This window comes from Micromonospora gifhornensis (genome assembly GCF_016863515.1).
GTDB lineage: Bacteria > Actinomycetota > Actinomycetes > Mycobacteriales > Micromonosporaceae > Micromonospora > Micromonospora gifhornensis.
This window is the reverse complement of sequence record NZ_BOPA01000005.1, coordinates 61,007-79,286: the sequence shown is the minus strand read 5'-3', so window position 1 is coordinate 79,286 and position 18,280 is coordinate 61,007. Positions and strand designations below refer to the sequence as shown.

Genomic DNA, 18,280 nt, shown 5'->3' with positions numbered 1-18,280 from the left:
CCCGAGCGAGCCTGCTCGCCCTCAGCCCTTCTCGAAGGGAGACCGATGACCCGGCACAACCCCGGCGTGCCGACCTCGCGCCGTAGCTTTCTCAGCCTGTTCGGCCTCGGCGCGGTCGCCGTCGCCGGTGGTCCCCTGCTCAGCGGTTGTTCCGAGGCACCCGCCGGCAGCGGTGCCGCGCAGAACCTCGACGCCTTCGGTCACCTGCTGCCCACGCAGAAGGACCTGACGGGAAGCATCGCCCCCGACATCGCCGGGACCCGTCCGGTCCCCGACGGCTACACCAGGTACCCGGCCAACCTCGTCGACCTGATCACCGAGAAGCCCGGCACCAGCGGCAAGGAGATCACCGCGATGACCCCCGCGTGGGGTCCGGCACCGCCCGGGATCGGCCAGAGCGCCTACCTCCAGGCGGTCAATGACGAGCTGGGCGTCCCGGTGAACTTCACCATCCAGGACGGCAACACGTACGCCGACAAACTCAACGCCATGCTCGGTGCCCGGGACGTACCGGACCTGCTCTGCGTGCCGAGCTGGGAGGTGGACAAGATCCCGCGGTTCGCCGAGGCGATCGGGGTGCTGTTCGAGGATCTGACCGACCACCTCAAGGGCAACGCCGTCGAGGCGTACCCGATGCTTGCCACCTTCCCGACCGGGGCGTGGCGGCACGCCATCTGGAACGAGCGGCTGGCCGCCGTGCCGAACCCGACCGACGGGCCGTTCGCCTGGGTCATGTTCACCCGCAAGGACCTGCTGGACGCCCGTGGCCTGGCCATCCCCACCTCGCTTGACGACCTGCTCGCCATCGCCAAGCAGGTCACCGACCCGGCGCGGAAGGTGTGGGCGTTCAACGACGTCTTCCCGATGATCCAGATGTACCACAAGGTGCCGGGCGCCAAGCAGGGCTGGCGGCTGCGTTCCGACGGCACGCCCGAGTTCAAGTACGAGACCCCGGAGTTCCGCCAGGCCCTGGAGGTCATGGCGAAGATCTACCAGGACGGCCTGGTGCATCCGGACATCGTGGCCAGCCGGGGCGCCGACGCCAAACAGTTGTTCGCCAAGGGCGGCAACATCGTCTTCATGCAGGACGGCTTCGGCTTCTGGCAGGGCGGCCAGGCCGAGCACCAGAAGGCCAACAAGGCGCTGAACATCCAGCCGGTGCCGAACTTCTCCGCCACCGGTGGTGACCCGCTGGTGTGGGGTAGCGACCAACCGATCTCCTACACCTTCGTCAAGAAGGGCCTCGGTGAGGAGCGCGTCAAGGAGCTGCTGCGGGTGATCAACTGGTGCTCGGCGCCGCTGGGCAGCCAGGAGGCGCAGCTGCGCGACTTCGGCGTGGAGGGCAGGCACCACACCCGTACGCCGAACGGGCCGGTCAAGACCGACCTGGCCTTCAAGGAGATCGCCAACCAGTACTTCTTCATCAGTGGCCGCAACCCGACCATCGGCCCGTTCGCGGACACCCCGAGCTACGTGCCGGACGCGCTGGCCTACTCCAACGCGACGGTCGGGTACCTGGAGAAGGACCCGTGGGCCGGCGTGAAGCTGGAGATGCCGGCCGCGTTCAAGGCCAACCAGGTGCCGACGGAGGACAAGTTCACCGACGTGCTGCGCGGCCGTCGGCCGCTGTCCGACGTGGACTCGATCCTGCAGGAGTGGAAGGCCGCGGGCGGGGAGGCGGCGCGGCAGCTGCTCGCCGACTCACTGCCCAAGGCTGACTGATGACCGTCCGTGAGGTCACCGCCGAGGCCGGGTCCGACCAGACCCGGCCCGGCGGGGTCGCCCCTCGGCGCAGACGCCTACCGTTGCGCACCCGCCTGCGCCGGGACTGGCAGCTGCTCGCCATGGTCGCGCCGGGCTTCGTCATCCTGCTGATCTTCAGCTATCTGCCGATCCTCGGTAACGTCATCGCCTTCCAGGACTACAACCCGTACGTCGGCAGCAATCCGCTGGACGCCTTCGTGCAGAGCAACTGGATCGGCTTCGGGCAGTTCCAGCTGTTGTTCGCCGACCCGGCGTTCTGGCACGCGTTCCGCAACACCCTGGCGATCACCGCGTTCCAGCTGGTCTTCTTCTTCCCGCTGCCGATCCTGCTGGCGATCGTGCTGCACAGCCTGCTCTCCAGCCGGCTGCGCGGCTTCATCCAGACCGTCGTCTACCTGCCGCACTTCTTCAGCTGGGTGCTGGTGGTCAGCTTCTTCGTCGCCATGTTCGGCGGTGCCGGCCTGCTCGCCCAGACCATGCGCGAGGCCGGGATGGAACCGTGGAACGTGATGACCAACCCGGACACGTTCATCATCCTGGTCACCGCCGAGGCGGTCTGGAAGGACGTCGGCTGGGGCACGATCGTCTTCCTCGCCGCCCTGTCCACAATCGACCAGAACCTGTACGAGGCGGCAGCCGCGGATGGTGCGGGCCGGTGGCGGCGGCTGTGGCACATCACCCTGCCCGGCCTACGTCCGGTGATCGTGCTGCTGCTCATCCTGCGCCTCGGTGACGCGCTCTCGGTCGGCTTCGAGCAGTTCCTGCTGCAACGCGACGCCGTCGGCCGGCAGGCTTCCGAGGTGCTGGACACCTTCGTCTACCACTTCTCCATCGCCACCGGGAACTACGGCTACGGTGCCGCGGCCGGTCTGTTCAAGGCCGCTGTGGGGCTCTGCCTGATCCTGGCCGCCAACAAGGTCGCACACATGCTCGGCGAACGAGGGATCTACTCACGGTCATGACCGCCACCTTCCTCCGGAAGCCACCCGGAACCCGCCCTCGACGCCCGCCGTGGGAGGAGCCGCCCAGCCCGCTCGGTCAGGGCGCCAAGGCCGTGCTGCTCAGCCTGCTGGTGCTCAGCGTGCTGTTCCCGCTCTGGGTGATCCTGGTGACCAGCCTGTCGTCCCGGGAGACGATCGCCGCGGCCGGTGGCCTCGTGGTCGTGCCCAGGGGGATCGACACCTCCGCCTACGAGACGATCTTCGCGGGCGGCGCGGTCACCCGGGCGCTGTGGATCAGCACCCTGGTCACCGTCATCGGCACCACCCTGGCGTTGACGGTGACCGTGCTCGCCGCGTACGGGCTGTCCCGGCCCCGCTCGCTCGGCTACCGCTGGCTGCTCGCGTACTTCCTGTTGCCGTTCTTGATCTATCCGCCGCTGGTGCCGAAGTATCTGGTGGTGACCGGGCTGGGCCTCAAGGACACCATCTGGGCGCTGATCCTGCCGCCCGCGATCAGCGTCTTCAACCTGGTCGTCGTCCGGGGCTTCTTCCAGGGCATCCCGTCCGAACTCGTGGACAGCGCCCGCATCGACGGAGCCAGTGACTTCCGCACCCTGACCCAGATCGTGCTGCCACTGGCCCGGGCGGTCATCGCGGTGGTCGGGCTGTTCTACGCGGTCAGCTACTGGAACGTCTGGTTCGACGCGCTGCTGTTCATCGACCGCAACGACATGTACCCGATCCAGCGGGTGTTGCAGAGCTACCTGCTCGCCGGGCAGGCGCCGAACACCTCCGGTGCGGCAGTCGGTGCCACGATGCCACCTACCGAGGCCATCAAGATGGCCGTCGTCGTGCTCACCGTGGCACCGATCGTCGCGGTCTACCCGTTCATCCAGCGGCACTTCGTCAAGGGCGTCCTGATCGGCGCCATCAAGGGCTGACCGGTCAGGCGAGCCTGATCTGCCGGGTGATCGTCGGATCGGTGATCTCGGCGTCCTTGACCAGCAGCATCGCCTTGCTGAGGATGACGGCGAGCAGGCCGTCACCCTCGAACGGCAGGAACTGCTGCTCGCCGAGCCGACCCGCGCCGCGGTCGGGCACGATGCACAGGTAGGTGTCGTTCGGGCTCATCAGGATGTTGCCCGACCCCAGGTGGATCCGGTACGTGCGCAGGTCACCGTCGACCACCAGGAACCGGCCGTCGATGCGGGCCCGCTGCCCCACCGCGAGCCGGGGCAACAGCCGCGCCAGCAGGTCGCGGCGGGTCTCGGCCGTCGCTGACAACTCGCCGAAACTGTACGACGACCAGTAGTCCCGGAATCGGCCCTGCGGGCCGCCGTCGGACCAGGTCGGATCGTTGCCGACGCTGGCCACCCCGACGAACAGGTCGACGTCGCGCATGATCTCGCTGAACACCAGCGGCGGGATCTGGTCGAGCGGCAGCGGGTCACCGGGCCGGGCATTCGTCCACCGCCCCGCCGAGTAGCCGCCACCGTCGGCGTGCGACCAGTTCTGCGCGGCGGTGATCGGGTAGAAGCGCACCTGGTCGGTGACGAGCCGCAGGTAAGAGCCGCTCTCGGTGGTGTCGGCGCCGTACTCGTCGCCGATCCCCTCCACCCAGTACTCGGCGCGCAGACCCCAGCCGGGCAGTTCCCGGAAGGTCGGCGGGTACGAGTCGTCGACCATCAGCCGGAGGCGGTCGGTCCAGCCCCGGATCGCGGCCAGCGCGTGGAACTGGTGCTGACGCAGGATGTGCCCGGCGAACCGGTTGGAGTAGGTGCCGGTGGTCTCCTCGGCCGGGGTGAGCAGGTAGACCTCCCGGTGGGCCTGCTTGAACGGCTGGACGACCCGGTGCCGCTCCAGCCACTCCCGCCAGCCGACCACCTCCGGCACCGGCCGACCGATCGGGTGCCAGATCCGCACCTGCGCCTCGTCGGCAACGCTGACCGGGGTGTCGTCCACTGTGCGCAGAGCGCCGTCGGCCCACCCGCACGGCACCCCGTCGACAAACCAGAGCAACCGGCGGGCCAGCGCGCCGACCAGCGGATGATCCAGGTAACGCTGCCGCCACACGCCGAAGGTCCAGGTGCGTTGGGCCAGGAACAGCCCGTCGAGCCGGGCCGTCTGCGCGGCCAGCATCCCGCTGACCTCCTTGGCCAGGCCCTTCAGCTCGGCCAGTTGCGCCGGGTGGTCCCGGCGTACCGTGGCCGGTGGGCTCTTCACCTGACGGCCGGACTCGTTGATCCAGGCCAGGGTGACGTTGGTGCCGGCGATCAGCAGTTCGGCCCGGCAGCCGCCGAGGGTCACCTCGTGCCGGCCCACCCCGGTCAGGCCGTAGTCCGGGACGGCCAACTCCTCGATTTCGTCCCGCCCGATGCCCATTGCCGCCGCGCGGGCGTCGAGCGCCTTGTCGAGCTCGTTGCGGGTGCCCTTGTAGGTGACCCGGGTGGACAGTCGGGCAAGCTGCGCCAGGGCCGCCTCCCCGTCGAGGCGGCCGAGCACTCCGACCGCCGCATTGGCCACCTTCGGGCAGGCCGGGCCGATGCCGGGCAGTCGACGCAGCATGGCCTCGACCAGGCCACCGATCAGGCGTACCTGCTCGGGGCCTGGGCCGGTGCGTTCGACCAGCCAGAGCAGGCCCCGCAGCAGGTCCGCGTTTATCGGAGCCGGCGGGCGTTGCGGCGTCCGCGCGGCGGCGGCCAGCCACCGGTCGAGGACCTGCCTGGCCTCGGCCGGGTCGACCGGGGCGAGCAGTCGGGACGCTTCGGTCGACCACCCGGCCAAAGGCCGGGGGGTGGTCGCGGTGCTGGCATGGGCGACCAGCCGCTGCCAGACCGGGTCGAGGGTGGGCAGCTCGGCCAGGATCTGCTCGGCCCACGGGTCAGCCCGGTCGAGCTGCGGCCCGACCAGCTCGGCGATCAACTGCCGCAGCCGTTGGCTCTCGTCGGACCGGTCGACAAGCACCGCCATCAACTCGGCGGAGAGCGGACCGGCGGCGAGCAGGCTCCGGGCCACCGTCTCCAGCGCGGTCGGTGACAACGAGTACGGCTCCTGCACGGCGTACGCGGCAAGGTCCTGAAGTTGGTCGGGTGCCAGGTCGGTGGGGAGTCGGCGGGACAACTGCCCCATCAGCTCCCGCACCAGCCAGGTCCGGACCGGGTCCTGTCTCACCAGGGTGGCCATGGCCTGCACCAGCCGGGTCACGTCCGGGCGGGACAGCGACCGCAGCGCGGCGCGTACCTCCGGGTTGTCCCGGCAGAACCGGGCATGGGTGTAGAGGTGATCGGCCAGCGCGGTCAGGTCGTTCGCGGCGACCAGGTCACGGACGCGGGTGGCGAGCCCGACGGTGTCGGTGGTGACGGTCATCAGCCACCGACCAGCGCGACGAGCTTGAGGAAGGTGACCTCGGTGTCGCGGCGCAGGTCGACCTCCTCGTCCAACTCCTCCACCTGGCGGTCGCCGACCAGCACCACGAAACCGTTGCGGCCGAACGCCTCCTCGGCCAGGGCGACCTGCCGCGCGGCATCGACCCTGCGGTGCGACCGCTGCACCAGGTCGCCGTTGAGCGCCCGCTCGGTCGAGGTGGGCTGCACCAGCAGCCGGCGGGGTGCCGAGGTGGCCGCGTTGTACTCGGCCACCTCCTGGTGGATCCGCCGCCGGATCAGCTCGCGCAGGGTCAGCCGCTCCTCGAAGATCTGCAAGGCCCATGCCGGGGTACGAGCACCAGCCGTGCTCTCATCCACAAAGGTCACCGTCGCCATACCAGGGGAGCCTAGGTAGGACCCCCGACACTTCCGTCAGTCCAGCGCGAAGGTGGCCGAGGCCCGCCCGGCCGCGTCCGGTACGGCCTCCAGGTAGAGCAGACCGTCGCGGTGCCGGACGTACTGGCCGGGGAAGTTCACCGACTCCAGGGACACCTTCCCCGCATCGGCCAGCCCGGCCCGACGGGTGAACGTGGCGTCCTGCCGGAACAGGTTGGAGCCGTCGTTGCGCTCCACCCAGAGCTGGTGATTGCGGTGCCGCAGGTAGTAGCCGGGATAGTTTGTCGACTCCAACGAGATCGCCCCGGAGTTGGACAGCCCGGCGAGGATCCGGAACTGCGAGTCGGCCAGGTTCGTCACGTTCGGCTCCAACCGGACCCGGAACTCCCAGTGCCGCAGGTAGCGGTCCGGCAGGTCGTGGGCGCGCAGCCGGACCGGGGTGGCACCGTCGGGCACCGGCACCCCGAAGTTCGGCGTACCGTCGGCGTTCCAGTAGACCCGCTGGATCCGGGTACGCCGGTTCGGGTCGCTCAGCGGGTCGTAGCCGTTGCCGAGATACCGCTCGTAGTTGCGGGAGTGGTAGACGATCACGTCGCTGCCGTCCTCGGCGACGGTGAACGAGTTGTGGCCGGGACCCCACTGGCCGGTCCGGGCGTCGCTGGCCAGCACCGGGGTGGCGCGTTTGCTCCAGGACGCCGGGTTGAGCAGGTCGCTGTTGGCCGAGGCGGTGAGCAGTCCGACGGCGTAGCTGGCGTCGGTGGCGCTCGCCGAGTAGGTCATGAACACCCGGCCGTTGCGGATCAGCACCGCCGGTCCCTCGTTCACCCGGTAACCCCGGGTCTCCCAGGCGTACGTGGGGGTGGCGATCAGCGTCGGGGTGCCGGCGTACGTCCACGGGTTGACCGCGCGGGCCAGGTAGATGTTCGAGTTGCTGCCGGCGTACTCGGCCCAGGCCAGGTAACGCTGTCCGTTGTGGACGAACGTGGTCGCGTCGAGGGAGAAGCTGCTGCGCGCCGGCTGGAGCTGCCCCCGCTCGGTCCACGGCCCGTCCAGCGGATTCGCCGCGCTGCTCTCCAGCACGTACGGCCGGATGGCCCAGATGTCGTCGGTCCGCCCGGCGGCGAAGTAGACGTACCACCGGCCGTCGATGAAGTGGATCTCGGGTGCCCAGATGTGCGCGCCCATCTCGCCACTGCCGTGCTTACGCCAGATCACCCGCTCGGGTGCGGTGGCCAGCCCCTGCAATGTGGTGGCGCGGCGCAGCACGATCCGGTCGTACTCGGGCACCGTCGCGGTGAAGTAGTAGTAACCGTCGGTGTGCCGGTGGATGTGCGGGTCGGCGCGCTGCTCGGCCAGCGGATTCGTGAAGACCACGGCGGCGGCCCGCGCCGGCACGCCCGGCCCCACCAACGCGCCGACAGCCGCCATGACCAGGACGGCAAACGCTCCCGTCACCCTCCTGCCGAGCAGCTTCAGTCGCATGTCAACTCGCCTCTCGTCACCGCGACCCGACATCGCGCTAACGCATTGATAGCGCTAACATCAACTCTCGTCAACACAACCCTCACCCTCCCCCTTTGCTCGTTGATCAAGAGGCTCTGGTCGTGAAATCGGACTTCCGGCGACCAAAACCTCTTGATCAACGCAGCAGAGCCGGGGGTGGGGTGGGGGTTACCAGGGGATGGGGCCGGTGTCGTTGAAGAACCTGCCGGTGGGGCCGTCGTCAGGGAGGGTGGCCAGGCGGATCGGGGTTGCTGCGGCCTCCTGGGGCGGTCGGCCATGGAAACCGGTGAAGTCGGTTGCCACCAGGCCGGGGCAGGCAGCGTTGATGAGGATGTTCGTACCGGCGAACTGCCGCGCGTAGTGCACGGTGACGGCATTGAGGAACGACTTCGTCGGCGAGTAGGCCGCCATGATCGGGCCGACGTCGATCGTCGGGTCCGACTGCCAGGTCAAGGAGCCGACACTGCTGGAGATGTTGACGATTCGCGGGGCGGCCGAGCGGCGCAGGATCGGCAGCATCGCGTTGGTCACCCGGATCACGCCGTAGACGTTCGTGTCCACGACCGCGCGGACGACATCGAGGTCCAGCATCGTCGGATCCTGCACCCAACCCGGCCCCGTCTCACCGGAGATTCCGGCGTTGTTGACCAGAACATCGAGGCGTTCGATAAGTGCCGCCGCCTCGGCAACGCTCCGGTCGCTCGTCACGTCCAGCGGTACGGCGAACGCGTCGACCCCGGCGGCGAGCAACTTCGCCACCGCCGCCTCGCCCCGGGCGCGGTCCCGGGCCCCCACCGCCACCCGGTAGCCGCGCGTGCCCAACCCTGCCGCGATCTCGTATCCGAGTCCCTTGTTCGCGCCGGTGACCAGCGCGGTCTTCGTGTCGCTCATGACGCCGATGGTGGCTCGACGATCGGTGGCTCCGTTACACCGAAGCGGTGCCCTGTGATACCCGGCCGGTATCAGCGCAGTATCGTCGATCGGTGGACACGTTGGAGACCCGCGAACTCAGGTACTTCGTCGCGGTCGCCGAGGAACTGCACTTCAGCCGGGCGGCCGAGCGCCTCGGCATCGCTCAGCCACCGCTGTCCCGGGCGATCGCGCAACTCGAACGGCGTCTCGGTGTCACCCTGCTCGACCGTGACCGCCGCAGCGTCACCCTCACCGACGCGGGCCAGGTGTTGCTCGACGAGGCCCGCGCCATCCTCGACGCGACCACGGCAGCGGCCCGCCGCACGCGTCGGGCCGCCTCCACCCCGAACCGCCTCGCCCTGGTGACGAAGGCCGGCGCGAATCACGAACTGTTGCGAAAGCTTCTCGACGCCCACGCCGCCGAACCTGGCGCGGTCGAGGTCGAGGTGCTGCTGTGTCGCATGGGCGAACAGGCGCGGATGCTGCGCGACGGCCGCGCCGACGTCGCCCTCATGCAGCGGCCCTTCGACGACCTCACCGGGCTCGACACCGAGGATCTGCTGACCGAACAGCAGGTCGCCATCCTGCCCGCCGAGCATCCCCTCGCCGCGCGTACGTCGCTGACCGTGGCTGATGTGAGTGACATACCGGAGCTGCCGGTCGCCCGTTGGCCCCGACAGGACGGCACGTACGAGCCCGGCCCGGGTCCCGAGATCCACGACCAGTCCCAGCTGGCGCAACTGATCGCGCTCGGGCACACCGTGGCCGTGCTCTGCGCCTCGTCCCGATCATGGCTGTGGAACGCACACGCTGCCGTCAGCCTGACCGACGCGCCGCACGTCACCACCGTTCTCGCCTGGCTCCCGCACAACCGCTCCCGCGCCGTGGCCGGGCTCGTCCGCACCGCGACCCGACACTTCGTGTCGGCCAGCTGATCAGCCTGCCGACGCAGGAAGGTGCTTCGCGAGGTGGTCGACCACCGCGCGGGCGTCGTCCTCGACGCCGCTGATGAAGGTGGATCGGCGTCGTCGCAGCAGCGGCAGACCCAGGGCGTACAGGCCGGGGCTGTCGAGCACTCCCCCTTCGTGGCGCAGCCGACCCTTCTCGTCGACCACCGGCACGTCGAGCCACCGGTAGTCGGGGCGGAAGCCGGTCGCCCAGACGATCGTGCCCACATCACCGCCGCGCAGGTCGAGGCGTAGCCGGGTCGAGGCAGCGACCGTGGTGGGCGCGAACTCCTCCGGCGGTCCGACTTCGGCGTCCCGGCCGGTGGTACGGGCCCACTCGTCGAAGCCGGCCAGCAGGCGTCGCATCTTCAGGTCGGCGAGCGAGCACACGTTACGCAGCCCGCCCGAGAAGAGCGCAGATCCGTCGCGTACGGCGGCCAGCCGGCCGACCAGTTCGACGCCGAGTCCGGTGAGCGCGTTGAGGTCGAGGGTGCTGCGCTCCGGGGTGCCGACGAGTTGCGGCGACGGCAGTCGACGGGCCCGCGTGAGGTCGTCGACCTCGTCGTACCGCTGGTCCCACACGCCCGAGGCGTCCATCCACCACAGCACGTCGCGTCCCCGGTACACGCGCGGCATTCGCACGTGCTCGCCCGCCGCCAGGATCACCTGGCGGCCGGCGCGTTGCAGCTCCGCCGCGAGTTGCACACCGGTGGCCGAAGCGCCCACCACCAGTACGCCGCCCTCGGCGACGTGATCCGGGCCGCGGTAGTCGAAGGGTGTCAGCTGCGCGACGGAGGTCGGCACCCCGGCACTGATCGCCGGCACCGTCGGTACGTTGCAGGCGCCGCTGGCCAGGACCACCGCCCGACAGCGCAGGTCGCCGCGACTTGTCGAGACGAGATACCCGTCGCCGTCGCGCCGCAACGACTCGACGTTCGTGCCGGTACGCACCGGCGCGGCCGAGGCGACGGCGAAGTGCTCGATGAACTCGACCACCTCGCCCATCGTCAGGTAACCGTCCGGGTCCGGTCCCTGGTAGCTGTGGCCGGGTAGCCGGTTCAGCCAGTTGGGGGTGAGCAGTCGCAGGGAGTCCCACCGCTCGTGCCGCCACGAGTTGGCGATCTCGCCGCGTTCGAGCACGACATGGTCGATCGCCTGCTCGGTGAGGAAGTAGCTCGCCGCCAGGCCGGCGTGCCCGGCCCCGACGACGATCGTGGTGACGTGCTCGATCGCTCGGCCCGCCTCAGGCGACTTCGACCGTGACGTCGGTCGGGTTGGTGAGCGCGTCGAAGACCGCCGATCGCTTCTGCGACTGGGCCACCAACGCCTGGATATCCTCCTTGGAGGCGTCCGCGTCGATGTTGAAGGTGACCTTGATGTCGTTGAAGCCGTTCCGGACGTCGCTGTCGGCACCGAGAATGCCCCGGATGTCGTGGCTGCCCTCGACCGTCGAGGAGACCGAACGCAGCTGGATGCCCCGGTTCTGGGCGACGGACGCCACGCCGGCCGTCAGGCAGCTCGCCAGGCCGACCAGGAGGTACTCGATCGGGGTGATGCCGTTGTCCTCGGCGGCGAAGACCTCGGGGTGGTCGGCGGAGAACTCCGCCCTGGTCTTGTGCGACTGCTCCTGGCCGAGCCCGAAGTATTTCTGAATCGTGGTGGTGCTGTGGACGCCCTTCTCCCACTTCGAGGTTGCGCGCCAGACGAACTGGGCGGCCTCGGGTGCCCCCTTCAGCACCTCCCGCGCGTCGAGCAGTGCCTGCACGTTCACCCCGTTGTCGACACCCGACATGTGATGAATCTCCCCTCGCGCCCGATTTCCTAGAAGACCTATCGAGAAAAACGACAATACACTGGCCTGCCCGGAGTTTGGCTAGCTATCATCGCTCGCATGGCCGCAGCGACCCTGTCGGCCGGCTCGGTCGGCAGCGTCGAGACGCAGCACCTGGACCTGTCGGCCCCGTTGACCCTCGATTGTGGACGCGAGCTGCACCCCGTCCGGGTGGCCTACGAGACGTACGGCACGCTCTCGCCGCAGCGCGACAACGTCATCCTCGTCTGCCACGCGCTCAGCGGTGACGCACACGCGGCGGGCTTCGCCAAGACCCCACCAGCGGCCAGCACCCGGGACGGGTTCGGAGCCGAGGGTCGCGACGGCCCGACCGGCAAGGGCCTCGGCTGGTGGGACGGCATGATCGGCCCCGGCAAGGCCTTCGACACCGACCGCTACTTCGTCATCGCCACGAACCTGATCGGCGGCTGCCGCGGCACGACCGGCCCGTCCTCGACAGACCCGGCCACCGGCCGCCCGTACGGCTCGGATTTCCCGGTCCTCACTGTGGGCGACATGGTCCGCTGCCAGCGTGCCTTCCTCGACGTGCTCGGCATCGAACGGCTCGCGGCGGTGGCCGGCGGCTCACTCGGCGGCATGCAGGCGCTGGAGTGGGCCGTTCGCTACCCCGACCAGGTCGACGCCATCGTGGTGATCGCCTCCACCCACGCGCTGCACCCACAGGGAGTCGCCTGGAACGCGATCGCCCGAGACGCGATCATGCGCGACCCCGCCTGGCGGGGCGGCCACTACTACGGCACCGGCCAGACACCCGACGCCGGCATGGGAGTGGCCCGGATGCTCGGGCACATCACCTACCTGTCGGCGCCCGCGCTCGGCGACAGATTCGGCCGGCGGTTGCAGTTCGCCGACGACATCCGCTACACCCTGCGGGAACCGGAGTTCGAGGTCGAGAACTACCTGCAACACCAGGCGGCGTCGTTCGTCCGACGCTTCGACGCCAACACCTATCTCTACCTGTCCCGCGCATTGACCTACTTCGACCTCGGGCGGGAACACGGCGGCGGGTCCCTCCAGCAGGCGCTGGCCGGCGTCTCGGCCCGTACGCTGCTGATCGCCTTCAGCTCCGACTGGCTCTATCCACCGGCCGCCTCCGCCGAGATCGAGCAGGCGCTGCGCTCCCTCGGCAAGCCGGTCGAGTTCCACCTGATCGAGGCACCCTACGGCCACGACAGCTTCCTGCTGGAGGAAGCACAGCAAACCCCCATCGTCCGTCGCTTCCTGGCCGAGCAGTGAGCCAGCGAGTGTCGGAGAGCAACGAGGAATCCGTGACCCAACAGCCGAAGCGCATCGAGGACGCCCACGAGTTCGGGTTCGAGACCCGGCAACTGCACGCCGGGCAACGCCCGGACCCGAACACGGGCGCGCGGGCAGTGCCGATCTTCCAGACCACCAGCTACGTCTTCGAGGATCCGGAGTCAGCCGCCGCCTACTTCAACCTCCAGGAGTACGGCAACACGTACTCGCGGATCATGAATCCGACCGTCGCGGTGTTCGAGGAACGGATCGCCAACCTCGAAGGCGGCGCAGGTGCGGTGGCCTTCGCAAGCGGGATCGCCGCCCAGGCGGCGGCACTGTTCACCCTGCTGGAGCCGGGCGACCACGTCGTCGCCTCCGCGGCCCTGTACGGCGGCACGGTCAACCAGCTCAAGCACCTGCTGCGCAAGATGAACGTCGAGCTGAGCTGGGTCGACCCCGACGATCCGCAGGCGTGGCGCAAGGCGGTCCGGGCGAACACGAAGGCGTTCTTCGGCGAGACGATCGGCAATCCCGGCGGGAACGTGCTGGACATCGAGACGGTGGCCGGCATCGCCCACGAACACGAGCTACCGCTTGTCGTCGACAACACCTTCGCCACGCCGTACCTCTGCCGGCCCATCGAGTGGGGCGCCGACATCGTGGTCCACTCGGCGACCAAGTTCATCGGCGGTCACGGCACCAGCATCGGTGGTGTGGTCGTGGAGGCCGGCACCTTCAACTGGTCGAACGGCCGGTTCCCGGTCATCGCCGACCCGTCACCGGCCTATCACGGTCTCCAGTTCCACGAGACGTTCGGCACGTACGGCTATCTGATGAAGCTGCGCGCCGAGACGCTGCGGGATCTCGGCGGCGCACTCTCGCCGTTCAACGCGTTCCTGTTCCTCCAGGGCCTGGAGACGTTGTCGCTGCGAATGGAGCGGCACGTAACCAACGCCCGCCGGGTGGCGGCCTTCCTCGAATCGCACCCGCTGGCCTCCAACGTCACCTACCCCGGCCTGCCCGACAGCAGGTACCAGCCGCTTGTGGAGAAGTACCTGCCCCTGGGCCCGGGGGCAGTGTTCTCGTTCGACTGCGCCGGCGGACGCGACGGTGGACAGAACCTGATCCGCGGTGTGACGCTCTGGTCCCACCTCGCCAACGTCGGCGACGCCAAGAGCCTGATCATCCACCCGGCCAGCACCACCCACCGGCAGCTGAGCGACGCCGAACTGCAGGCGGCCGGAGTCGGGCCGGGAACCGTACGACTGTCGGTCGGCACCGAATCCGTCGAGGATCTGATCTGGGACCTGGATCAGGCGTTCGCGCACGTCGCCGCTGCGACCGTGAGGGAGTGACAGGCATGTTCGCAGTCGAGCGGTACCAGGACGTGTCGACCATCCAGCGCGCCCTGCACACGGCGAAGACGATCGCGGTCGTCGGGCTGTCCGGCAATGCGCTGCGGGCCAGCAACTTCGTCGGCTACTACCTGAAGCGGCACGGCTATCGGATGATCCCGGTGAACCCTCGGGAGACCGAGATCCTCGGTGAGCGCAGCTACCCGAGCCTGACCGACGTACCGGTGCCGGTGGACATCGTCAACGTCTTCCGGGCACCCAGCGCCCTGCCGCAGATCGCCCGCGAGGCGGTCGCGATCAAGGCCGGCACGCTGTGGACCCAGTTCGGTGTGATCAACGAGGAGGGTGCCCGCATCGCCGAGGAAGGCGGTCTGACGGTCATCCTGGACCGCTGTCTCAAGGTCGAACACGCCCGCTACGTCGGCCGCATGCACTGGCTCGGCTTCAACACCCAGCGCATCACCGCCGTGCGGGGCGGGCTCCAGTAGCCCACCCCGTCAGGCCGGCGGCCGCTCAGGCCGGCTCAGGCCGTGGCACCGCCGTCGACGGCGATCGACGCGCCACTGATGTGCTGTCCACCGTCGCCGACGAGGTGGCTGACCGTGGCCGCCACGTCGGCCGGGGACCCGTAGCGACCGAGGGCGATCTGGGTGCGCTGGGCGTCGGCAGCGGCGCTGTCCGCCGGGTTCATGTCGGTGTCGGTGGAGCCGGGCAGGATCAGGTTGACGGTGATCCCGCGCGGGCCGAGTTCCCGGGCCAGTGCCCGGGTCAGCCCGTTGACCGCGCTCTTGGTCATCGCGTACGCGCTCACCCCGGGCGCCGCCACCCGGCTGGCGAAGCTGCTGCCGATGTTGACGATCCGCCCACCGGCGCCCATGTGGCGGACCGCCGCCTGGGTGACCAGGTACACCCCGCGCACGTTCACCGCGACCGCCCGGTCGAGGTCTTCGAAGCTGACCGACTCGATCGGCCCGCCGGCGAACACCCCGGCGTTGTTGACCAGGATGTCCAGCCGCCCGAACTCGGCGACGGTCCGCTCGACCGCACCCACGACCGCCGCCGGGTCGGCGCTGTCCGCGCTTATCGACAAACCCCTCCGACCGTACGCCTCGATGTCGGCGACCACGGCCTTCGCGCTCGCCTCGGCGGCGCGGTAGGTGAACGCGACGTTGATGCCGTCCTCGGCCAGCCGGCGCGCGACCGCAGCGCCGATGCCCCGGCTTCCGCCCGTGACCAGTGCAACCCTGTGCGCAGATCGAACCGTCATGGCCGCAATCCTGACAGTCGACTCAGGACGCGAGTCGACCGGGTCGCTGGTTTACTGACCCCGCGATCAGTCGGCGCTTCAGCGGGACAGGCTGGTGTTGAGGCGAGCGGCCTGGCGGGTCAGGTGATCCCGTTCGGGGAGGTTGGGTGCCTTGCGAGCGGCCTCGGCGTACAGGCGCGCCGCCGTCACCAGGTTGCCGTCGCGTTCGTGCAGGTACGCCGCGACGGCTGTGTGCCGGGGCAGCGCCTCGTCCAATGCTGCGAGCGCCACCAGACCGGCGCGTGGACCGTCGGCCTCCCCGACGGCGACCGCCCGGTTGAGTCGTACGACCGGGCTGTCGGTCAGTTGCGCGAGTTCGTCGTACCACTCGACGATCTGCACCCAGTCGGTCTCCTCGGCCGCGCGGGCGTCGGCGTGCAGTGCCGCGATGGCGGCCTGGGCCTGGAACTCGCCCAGCCGGTCCCGTGCCAGCGCCGCCTGCAGGAGCGCGATGCCCTCGGCGATCACGGTGGTGTCCCAGCGGCCCCGGTCCTGCTCGGCGAGCGGCACCAGGCTGCCGTCGGGCGCGGTCCGGCTCGCGCGGCGGGCGTGGTGCAGCAGCATGAGGGCGAGCAGCCCCGCCACCTCGGGATGGTCGATCACCGCCGCGAGTTGCCGGGTCAGTCGGATCGCCTCGGCGGCCAGGTCGACGTCACCCGAGTAGCCCTCGTTGAAGACCAGGTACAGCACGCGCAGCACGGTGGCGACCTCGCCCGGCTGGTCGAACCGCACCGCCGAGACGGTGCGCTTGGCCCGGCTGATGCGCTGCGCCATTGTCGCCTCGGGCACCAGGTACGCCTGGGCGATCTGGCGGGTGGTCAGCCCGCCGACCGCGCGCAGCGTGAGCGCGACGGCCGACGACGGCGTCAGCGACGGATGGGCGCAGAGGAAATACAGCGCCAGCGTGTCGTCCACCGAAACGGCGGGCCCGGGTGCCGGTTCCTCGTCGAGGAGGTCCTCCCGTCGGCGGCGCGCGGCGTCCGCCCGGGCCACGTCGAGAAACCGACGCCAGGCCACGGTGATCAGCCAGCGTTGCGGATCCCGTGGCGGGTCGGTGGGCCACGTCCGGATCGCCTCGACAAGCGCGTCCTGGACGGCGTCCTCGGCCGCCGCGAAGTCTGCTCCGCGGCGGACGAGGGCCCCGAGCACGCCCGGAATGAGGCTCCGGAGCAGTGCTTCGTCCATCAGGTCACTGCGTGATGGTGGGCGGCGCGGCCAGGAACGGGCGCACCTCCAGCCATTCGTGGATCGGCTTGCCGCCCGCCCCCGGCGCGGCCGACAACTCCCCGGCCAACTCGATGGCCCGTTCGTAACTGTCGACGTCGATGATCATCCAGCCGGCGATGAGATCCTTGGTCTCGGCGAACGGACCGTCGGTGACCGGCGGACGGCCCTCCCCGTCGTACCGGACGAAGGTCCCCTCCGGGGCGAGCGCCTGGCCGTCGACGAACTCGCCCGTCGCCTCCAGCCGGGCCGCGAAGTCGCTCATGTACTGCATGTGGGCCGAGATCTCCTCCGGCGTCCACTGGTCCATGGGCACGTCGTTTACCGCAGCCGGCGCACCACGGTAGTGCTTGAGCAGCAGATACTTTGCCATGCTGGTTCTCCTCGATGCCTGTACGACCCATTCTGGCCGCTTCCACCCAGGGGACGGAGCCAACCACCGGATCTCGACATACCCGCTACCAGCGATTGCGTGCTTCCTCGGCCCAACCGACCAGACCGTCCAGGTCGACCCGCTCACCATCATCGGTCGTCGCCCAGCCGGTGAAGTGCCCGAAGCACTGGTGTGTCTCGTTGGCGAGCACACCGAGGTTGGTCCGGGCCACCTTCTCGTGGAAGGGGTGGAACCGCACGTCCACCCGCTGGCCGCTGATCCGCCACGGCCGCAGCCAGTCGGCGCGGTCGTACTCCCAGCGCAACTCGTCGCCGATCTTGTGCAGCCGGCCGTCGACGAAGAGGCCGTTCTCGGTCGAGCCGGTGCCGTCGGTCCACCGGCCGCCGAGTTGGATGGCCCGACCCGGGCCGCTGCCGGCGGCCCAGTTCCAGCGGATCGCGTACGGCCACCGCCCACGCCCGTGATCCAGGACGGCGAACGAGTCGGCCTCGTCGACCACGTACGGCACCCCGCCGACCCGCAGTGTGCCGTGCACCGGGCGACCGACGTCCTTGACCGTGTACTGGAACCGGCGGCTGCTCCAGGGCACCACCACGCCGAGCGACTCGTGCCCCAGCGGCACCACCAGATCGACCTCGATGTCTGCGGCGGTGGCCCGGATCGTGGTGCCCGTCGCCGACTGGTCGATGTCGATCGAGATCCCAGCGCCGCGGGCCCGCACCTCACCCGCCCCGCTGACCGGCGGGAAGACGGTGCCGCGCGCGAACGGGACCACCACACCACGGTCGATCTCGACATTCGTCGTACGGTCGAGCACGTAGAGGCTGTGCACCCCGGCGTAGTCCAGCGACGAGGCGACCAGGCCGACGATGTGGCTCGGGGTGACGATCCCCCAGTACTCCCAGCGCTTGTTGCGGCCCCAGCCACGCAGGTTCGCCCGGTGTACGGGACGGCGGCTCCACCCCACCGCGTCAGGCCGGAGCCGCCCGTTGGCCAGACACAGGTCGACCGGTTCGGTGATCTCCTTCTCGTGCGTCACGACGCGAGCGTAGCCACTGCTCATCGCCTTGCCCCTGCACCGG

The 18,280-nt window shown here is 69.7% G+C and carries 17 protein-coding genes; 7 read left to right on the top strand and 10 right to left on the bottom strand.

The window, feature by feature from the left end; all coding sequences use genetic code 11:
* Positions 1-45: 45 nt before the first annotated feature.
* From Vgi01_RS02860 to Vgi01_RS02850, 3 genes are read left to right on the top strand one after another with little or no spacing between them, the layout of a single operon-like run.
* The gene (locus tag Vgi01_RS02860; RefSeq protein ID WP_102658663.1) at positions 46-1,722 is read left to right on the top strand and encodes an extracellular solute-binding protein; all 1,677 of its coding nucleotides are present in this window, start codon (positions 46-48) and stop codon (positions 1,720-1,722) included.
* Positions 1,722-2,726: an ABC transporter permease gene (locus tag Vgi01_RS02855; protein WP_102658662.1), complete on the top strand. Its 1,005-nt coding sequence runs from the start codon at positions 1,722-1,724 to the stop codon at positions 2,724-2,726. Before Vgi01_RS02860 ends, Vgi01_RS02855 begins: the two co-directional genes overlap by 1 nt.
* Positions 2,723-3,646 (top strand): carbohydrate ABC transporter permease, encoded by a 924-nt coding sequence (locus tag Vgi01_RS02850; protein WP_204290054.1) that lies wholly within the window; start codon positions 2,723-2,725, stop codon positions 3,644-3,646. The genes Vgi01_RS02855 and Vgi01_RS02850 overlap by 4 nt, the downstream gene beginning before the upstream one ends.
* A gap of 4 nt (positions 3,647-3,650) precedes the next feature.
* On the opposite strand, the gene Vgi01_RS02845 is transcribed toward Vgi01_RS02850, so the two are convergent.
* The 4 genes from Vgi01_RS02845 to Vgi01_RS02830 form a co-directional block, all read right to left on the bottom strand.
* Positions 3,651-6,071 (bottom strand): DUF4132 domain-containing protein, encoded by a 2,421-nt coding sequence (locus Vgi01_RS02845; RefSeq protein ID WP_204290053.1) that lies wholly within the window; start codon positions 6,069-6,071, stop codon positions 3,651-3,653.
* Complete coding sequence (locus Vgi01_RS02840; RefSeq protein ID WP_233196856.1) at positions 6,071-6,448, bottom strand: hypothetical protein; 378 nt, start codon at positions 6,446-6,448, stop codon at positions 6,071-6,073. The genes Vgi01_RS02845 and Vgi01_RS02840 overlap by 1 nt, the downstream gene beginning before the upstream one ends.
* Before the next feature lie 54 nt (positions 6,449-6,502).
* Positions 6,503-7,948, bottom strand: a complete 1,446-nt coding sequence (locus tag Vgi01_RS02835; RefSeq protein ID WP_204290052.1) for a family 43 glycosylhydrolase — start codon at positions 7,946-7,948, stop codon at positions 6,503-6,505.
* 189 nt (positions 7,949-8,137) lie between these two features.
* Complete coding sequence (locus Vgi01_RS02830; protein ID WP_204290051.1) at positions 8,138-8,860, bottom strand: SDR family oxidoreductase; 723 nt, start codon at positions 8,858-8,860, stop codon at positions 8,138-8,140.
* Between the two features lie 101 nt (positions 8,861-8,961).
* Here Vgi01_RS02830 and Vgi01_RS02825 point away from each other — a divergent pair, with 101 nt between their 5' ends.
* Positions 8,962-9,816, top strand: a complete 855-nt coding sequence (locus Vgi01_RS02825) for a LysR family transcriptional regulator (protein WP_204290084.1) — start codon at positions 8,962-8,964, stop codon at positions 9,814-9,816.
* Here Vgi01_RS02825 and Vgi01_RS02820 read toward each other — a convergent pair whose 3' ends face one another.
* Entirely contained in the window at positions 9,817-11,040 is a 1,224-nt protein-coding gene (locus Vgi01_RS02820; RefSeq protein WP_204290083.1) for an NAD(P)-binding domain-containing protein, read from the bottom strand.
* Between the two features lie 31 nt (positions 11,041-11,071).
* Positions 11,072-11,620 carry an OsmC family protein gene (locus Vgi01_RS02815; RefSeq protein WP_102658655.1) on the bottom strand — a complete coding sequence of 183 codons (549 nt, stop codon included), beginning with the start codon at positions 11,618-11,620 and terminating at the stop codon, positions 11,072-11,074.
* Positions 11,621-11,719: 99 nt separating this feature from the next.
* Between Vgi01_RS02815 and metX the strand changes: the two genes are divergently transcribed.
* From metX to Vgi01_RS02800, 3 genes are read left to right on the top strand one after another with little or no spacing between them, the layout of a single operon-like run.
* The gene (gene metX / locus Vgi01_RS02810) at positions 11,720-12,916 is read left to right on the top strand and encodes a homoserine O-acetyltransferase MetX (protein WP_204290050.1); all 1,197 of its coding nucleotides are present in this window, start codon (positions 11,720-11,722) and stop codon (positions 12,914-12,916) included.
* A gap of 32 nt (positions 12,917-12,948) precedes the next feature.
* On the top strand, positions 12,949-14,274 hold the full coding sequence (locus Vgi01_RS02805) for an O-acetylhomoserine aminocarboxypropyltransferase/cysteine synthase family protein (RefSeq protein WP_204290049.1): 1,326 nt from the start codon (positions 12,949-12,951) through the stop codon (positions 14,272-14,274).
* A 5-nt stretch (positions 14,275-14,279) separates the two neighbouring features.
* Complete coding sequence (locus Vgi01_RS02800; protein WP_102658653.1) at positions 14,280-14,762, top strand: CoA-binding protein; 483 nt, start codon at positions 14,280-14,282, stop codon at positions 14,760-14,762.
* A 35-nt stretch (positions 14,763-14,797) separates the two neighbouring features.
* Here the strand turns inward: Vgi01_RS02800 and Vgi01_RS02795 are convergent, their stop codons facing one another.
* The 4 genes from Vgi01_RS02795 to Vgi01_RS02780 all read right to left on the bottom strand — a co-directional run bounded on the left by Vgi01_RS02795 (position 14,798) and on the right by Vgi01_RS02780 (position 18,237).
* Entirely contained in the window at positions 14,798-15,541 is a 744-nt protein-coding gene (locus Vgi01_RS02795; protein ID WP_102658652.1) for a 3-oxoacyl-ACP reductase family protein, read from the bottom strand.
* Between the two features lie 78 nt (positions 15,542-15,619).
* The gene (locus Vgi01_RS02790; RefSeq protein WP_204290048.1) at positions 15,620-16,765 is read right to left on the bottom strand and encodes an RNA polymerase sigma factor; all 1,146 of its coding nucleotides are present in this window, start codon (positions 16,763-16,765) and stop codon (positions 15,620-15,622) included.
* Positions 16,766-16,769: 4 nt separating this feature from the next.
* Positions 16,770-17,177 carry a YciI family protein gene (locus tag Vgi01_RS02785; protein ID WP_102658650.1) on the bottom strand — a complete coding sequence of 136 codons (408 nt, stop codon included), beginning with the start codon at positions 17,175-17,177 and terminating at the stop codon, positions 16,770-16,772.
* Positions 17,178-17,262: 85 nt separating this feature from the next.
* Positions 17,263-18,237: a DUF2804 domain-containing protein gene (locus Vgi01_RS02780; RefSeq protein WP_204290047.1), complete on the bottom strand. Its 975-nt coding sequence runs from the start codon at positions 18,235-18,237 to the stop codon at positions 17,263-17,265.
* Between the last annotated feature and the right edge of the window lie 43 nt (positions 18,238-18,280).

Coding starts and splice junctions, on each gene's coding strand:
- Vgi01_RS02860 (WP_102658663.1), top strand. CDS start 46: ATGACCCGGCACAACCCCGGCGTGCCGACCTCGCGCCGTAGCTTTCTC.
- Vgi01_RS02855 (WP_102658662.1), top strand. CDS start 1,722: ATGACCGTCCGTGAGGTCACCGCCGAGGCCGGGTCCGACCAGACCCGG.
- Vgi01_RS02850 (WP_204290054.1), top strand. CDS start 2,723: ATGACCGCCACCTTCCTCCGGAAGCCACCCGGAACCCGCCCTCGACGC.
- Vgi01_RS02845 (WP_204290053.1), bottom strand. CDS start 6,071: ATGACCGTCACCACCGACACCGTCGGGCTCGCCACCCGCGTCCGTGAC.
- Vgi01_RS02835 (WP_204290052.1), bottom strand. CDS start 7,948: ATGCGACTGAAGCTGCTCGGCAGGAGGGTGACGGGAGCGTTTGCCGTC.
- Vgi01_RS02830 (WP_204290051.1), bottom strand. CDS start 8,860: ATGAGCGACACGAAGACCGCGCTGGTCACCGGCGCGAACAAGGGACTC.
- Vgi01_RS02815 (WP_102658655.1), bottom strand. CDS start 11,620: ATGTCGGGTGTCGACAACGGGGTGAACGTGCAGGCACTGCTCGACGCG.
- metX (WP_204290050.1), top strand. CDS start 11,720: ATGGCCGCAGCGACCCTGTCGGCCGGCTCGGTCGGCAGCGTCGAGACG.
- Vgi01_RS02800 (WP_102658653.1), top strand. CDS start 14,280: ATGTTCGCAGTCGAGCGGTACCAGGACGTGTCGACCATCCAGCGCGCC.
- Vgi01_RS02795 (WP_102658652.1), bottom strand. CDS start 15,541: ATGACGGTTCGATCTGCGCACAGGGTTGCACTGGTCACGGGCGGAAGC.
- Vgi01_RS02790 (WP_204290048.1), bottom strand. CDS start 16,765: ATGGACGAAGCACTGCTCCGGAGCCTCATTCCGGGCGTGCTCGGGGCC.
- Vgi01_RS02785 (WP_102658650.1), bottom strand. CDS start 17,177: ATGGCAAAGTATCTGCTGCTCAAGCACTACCGTGGTGCGCCGGCTGCG.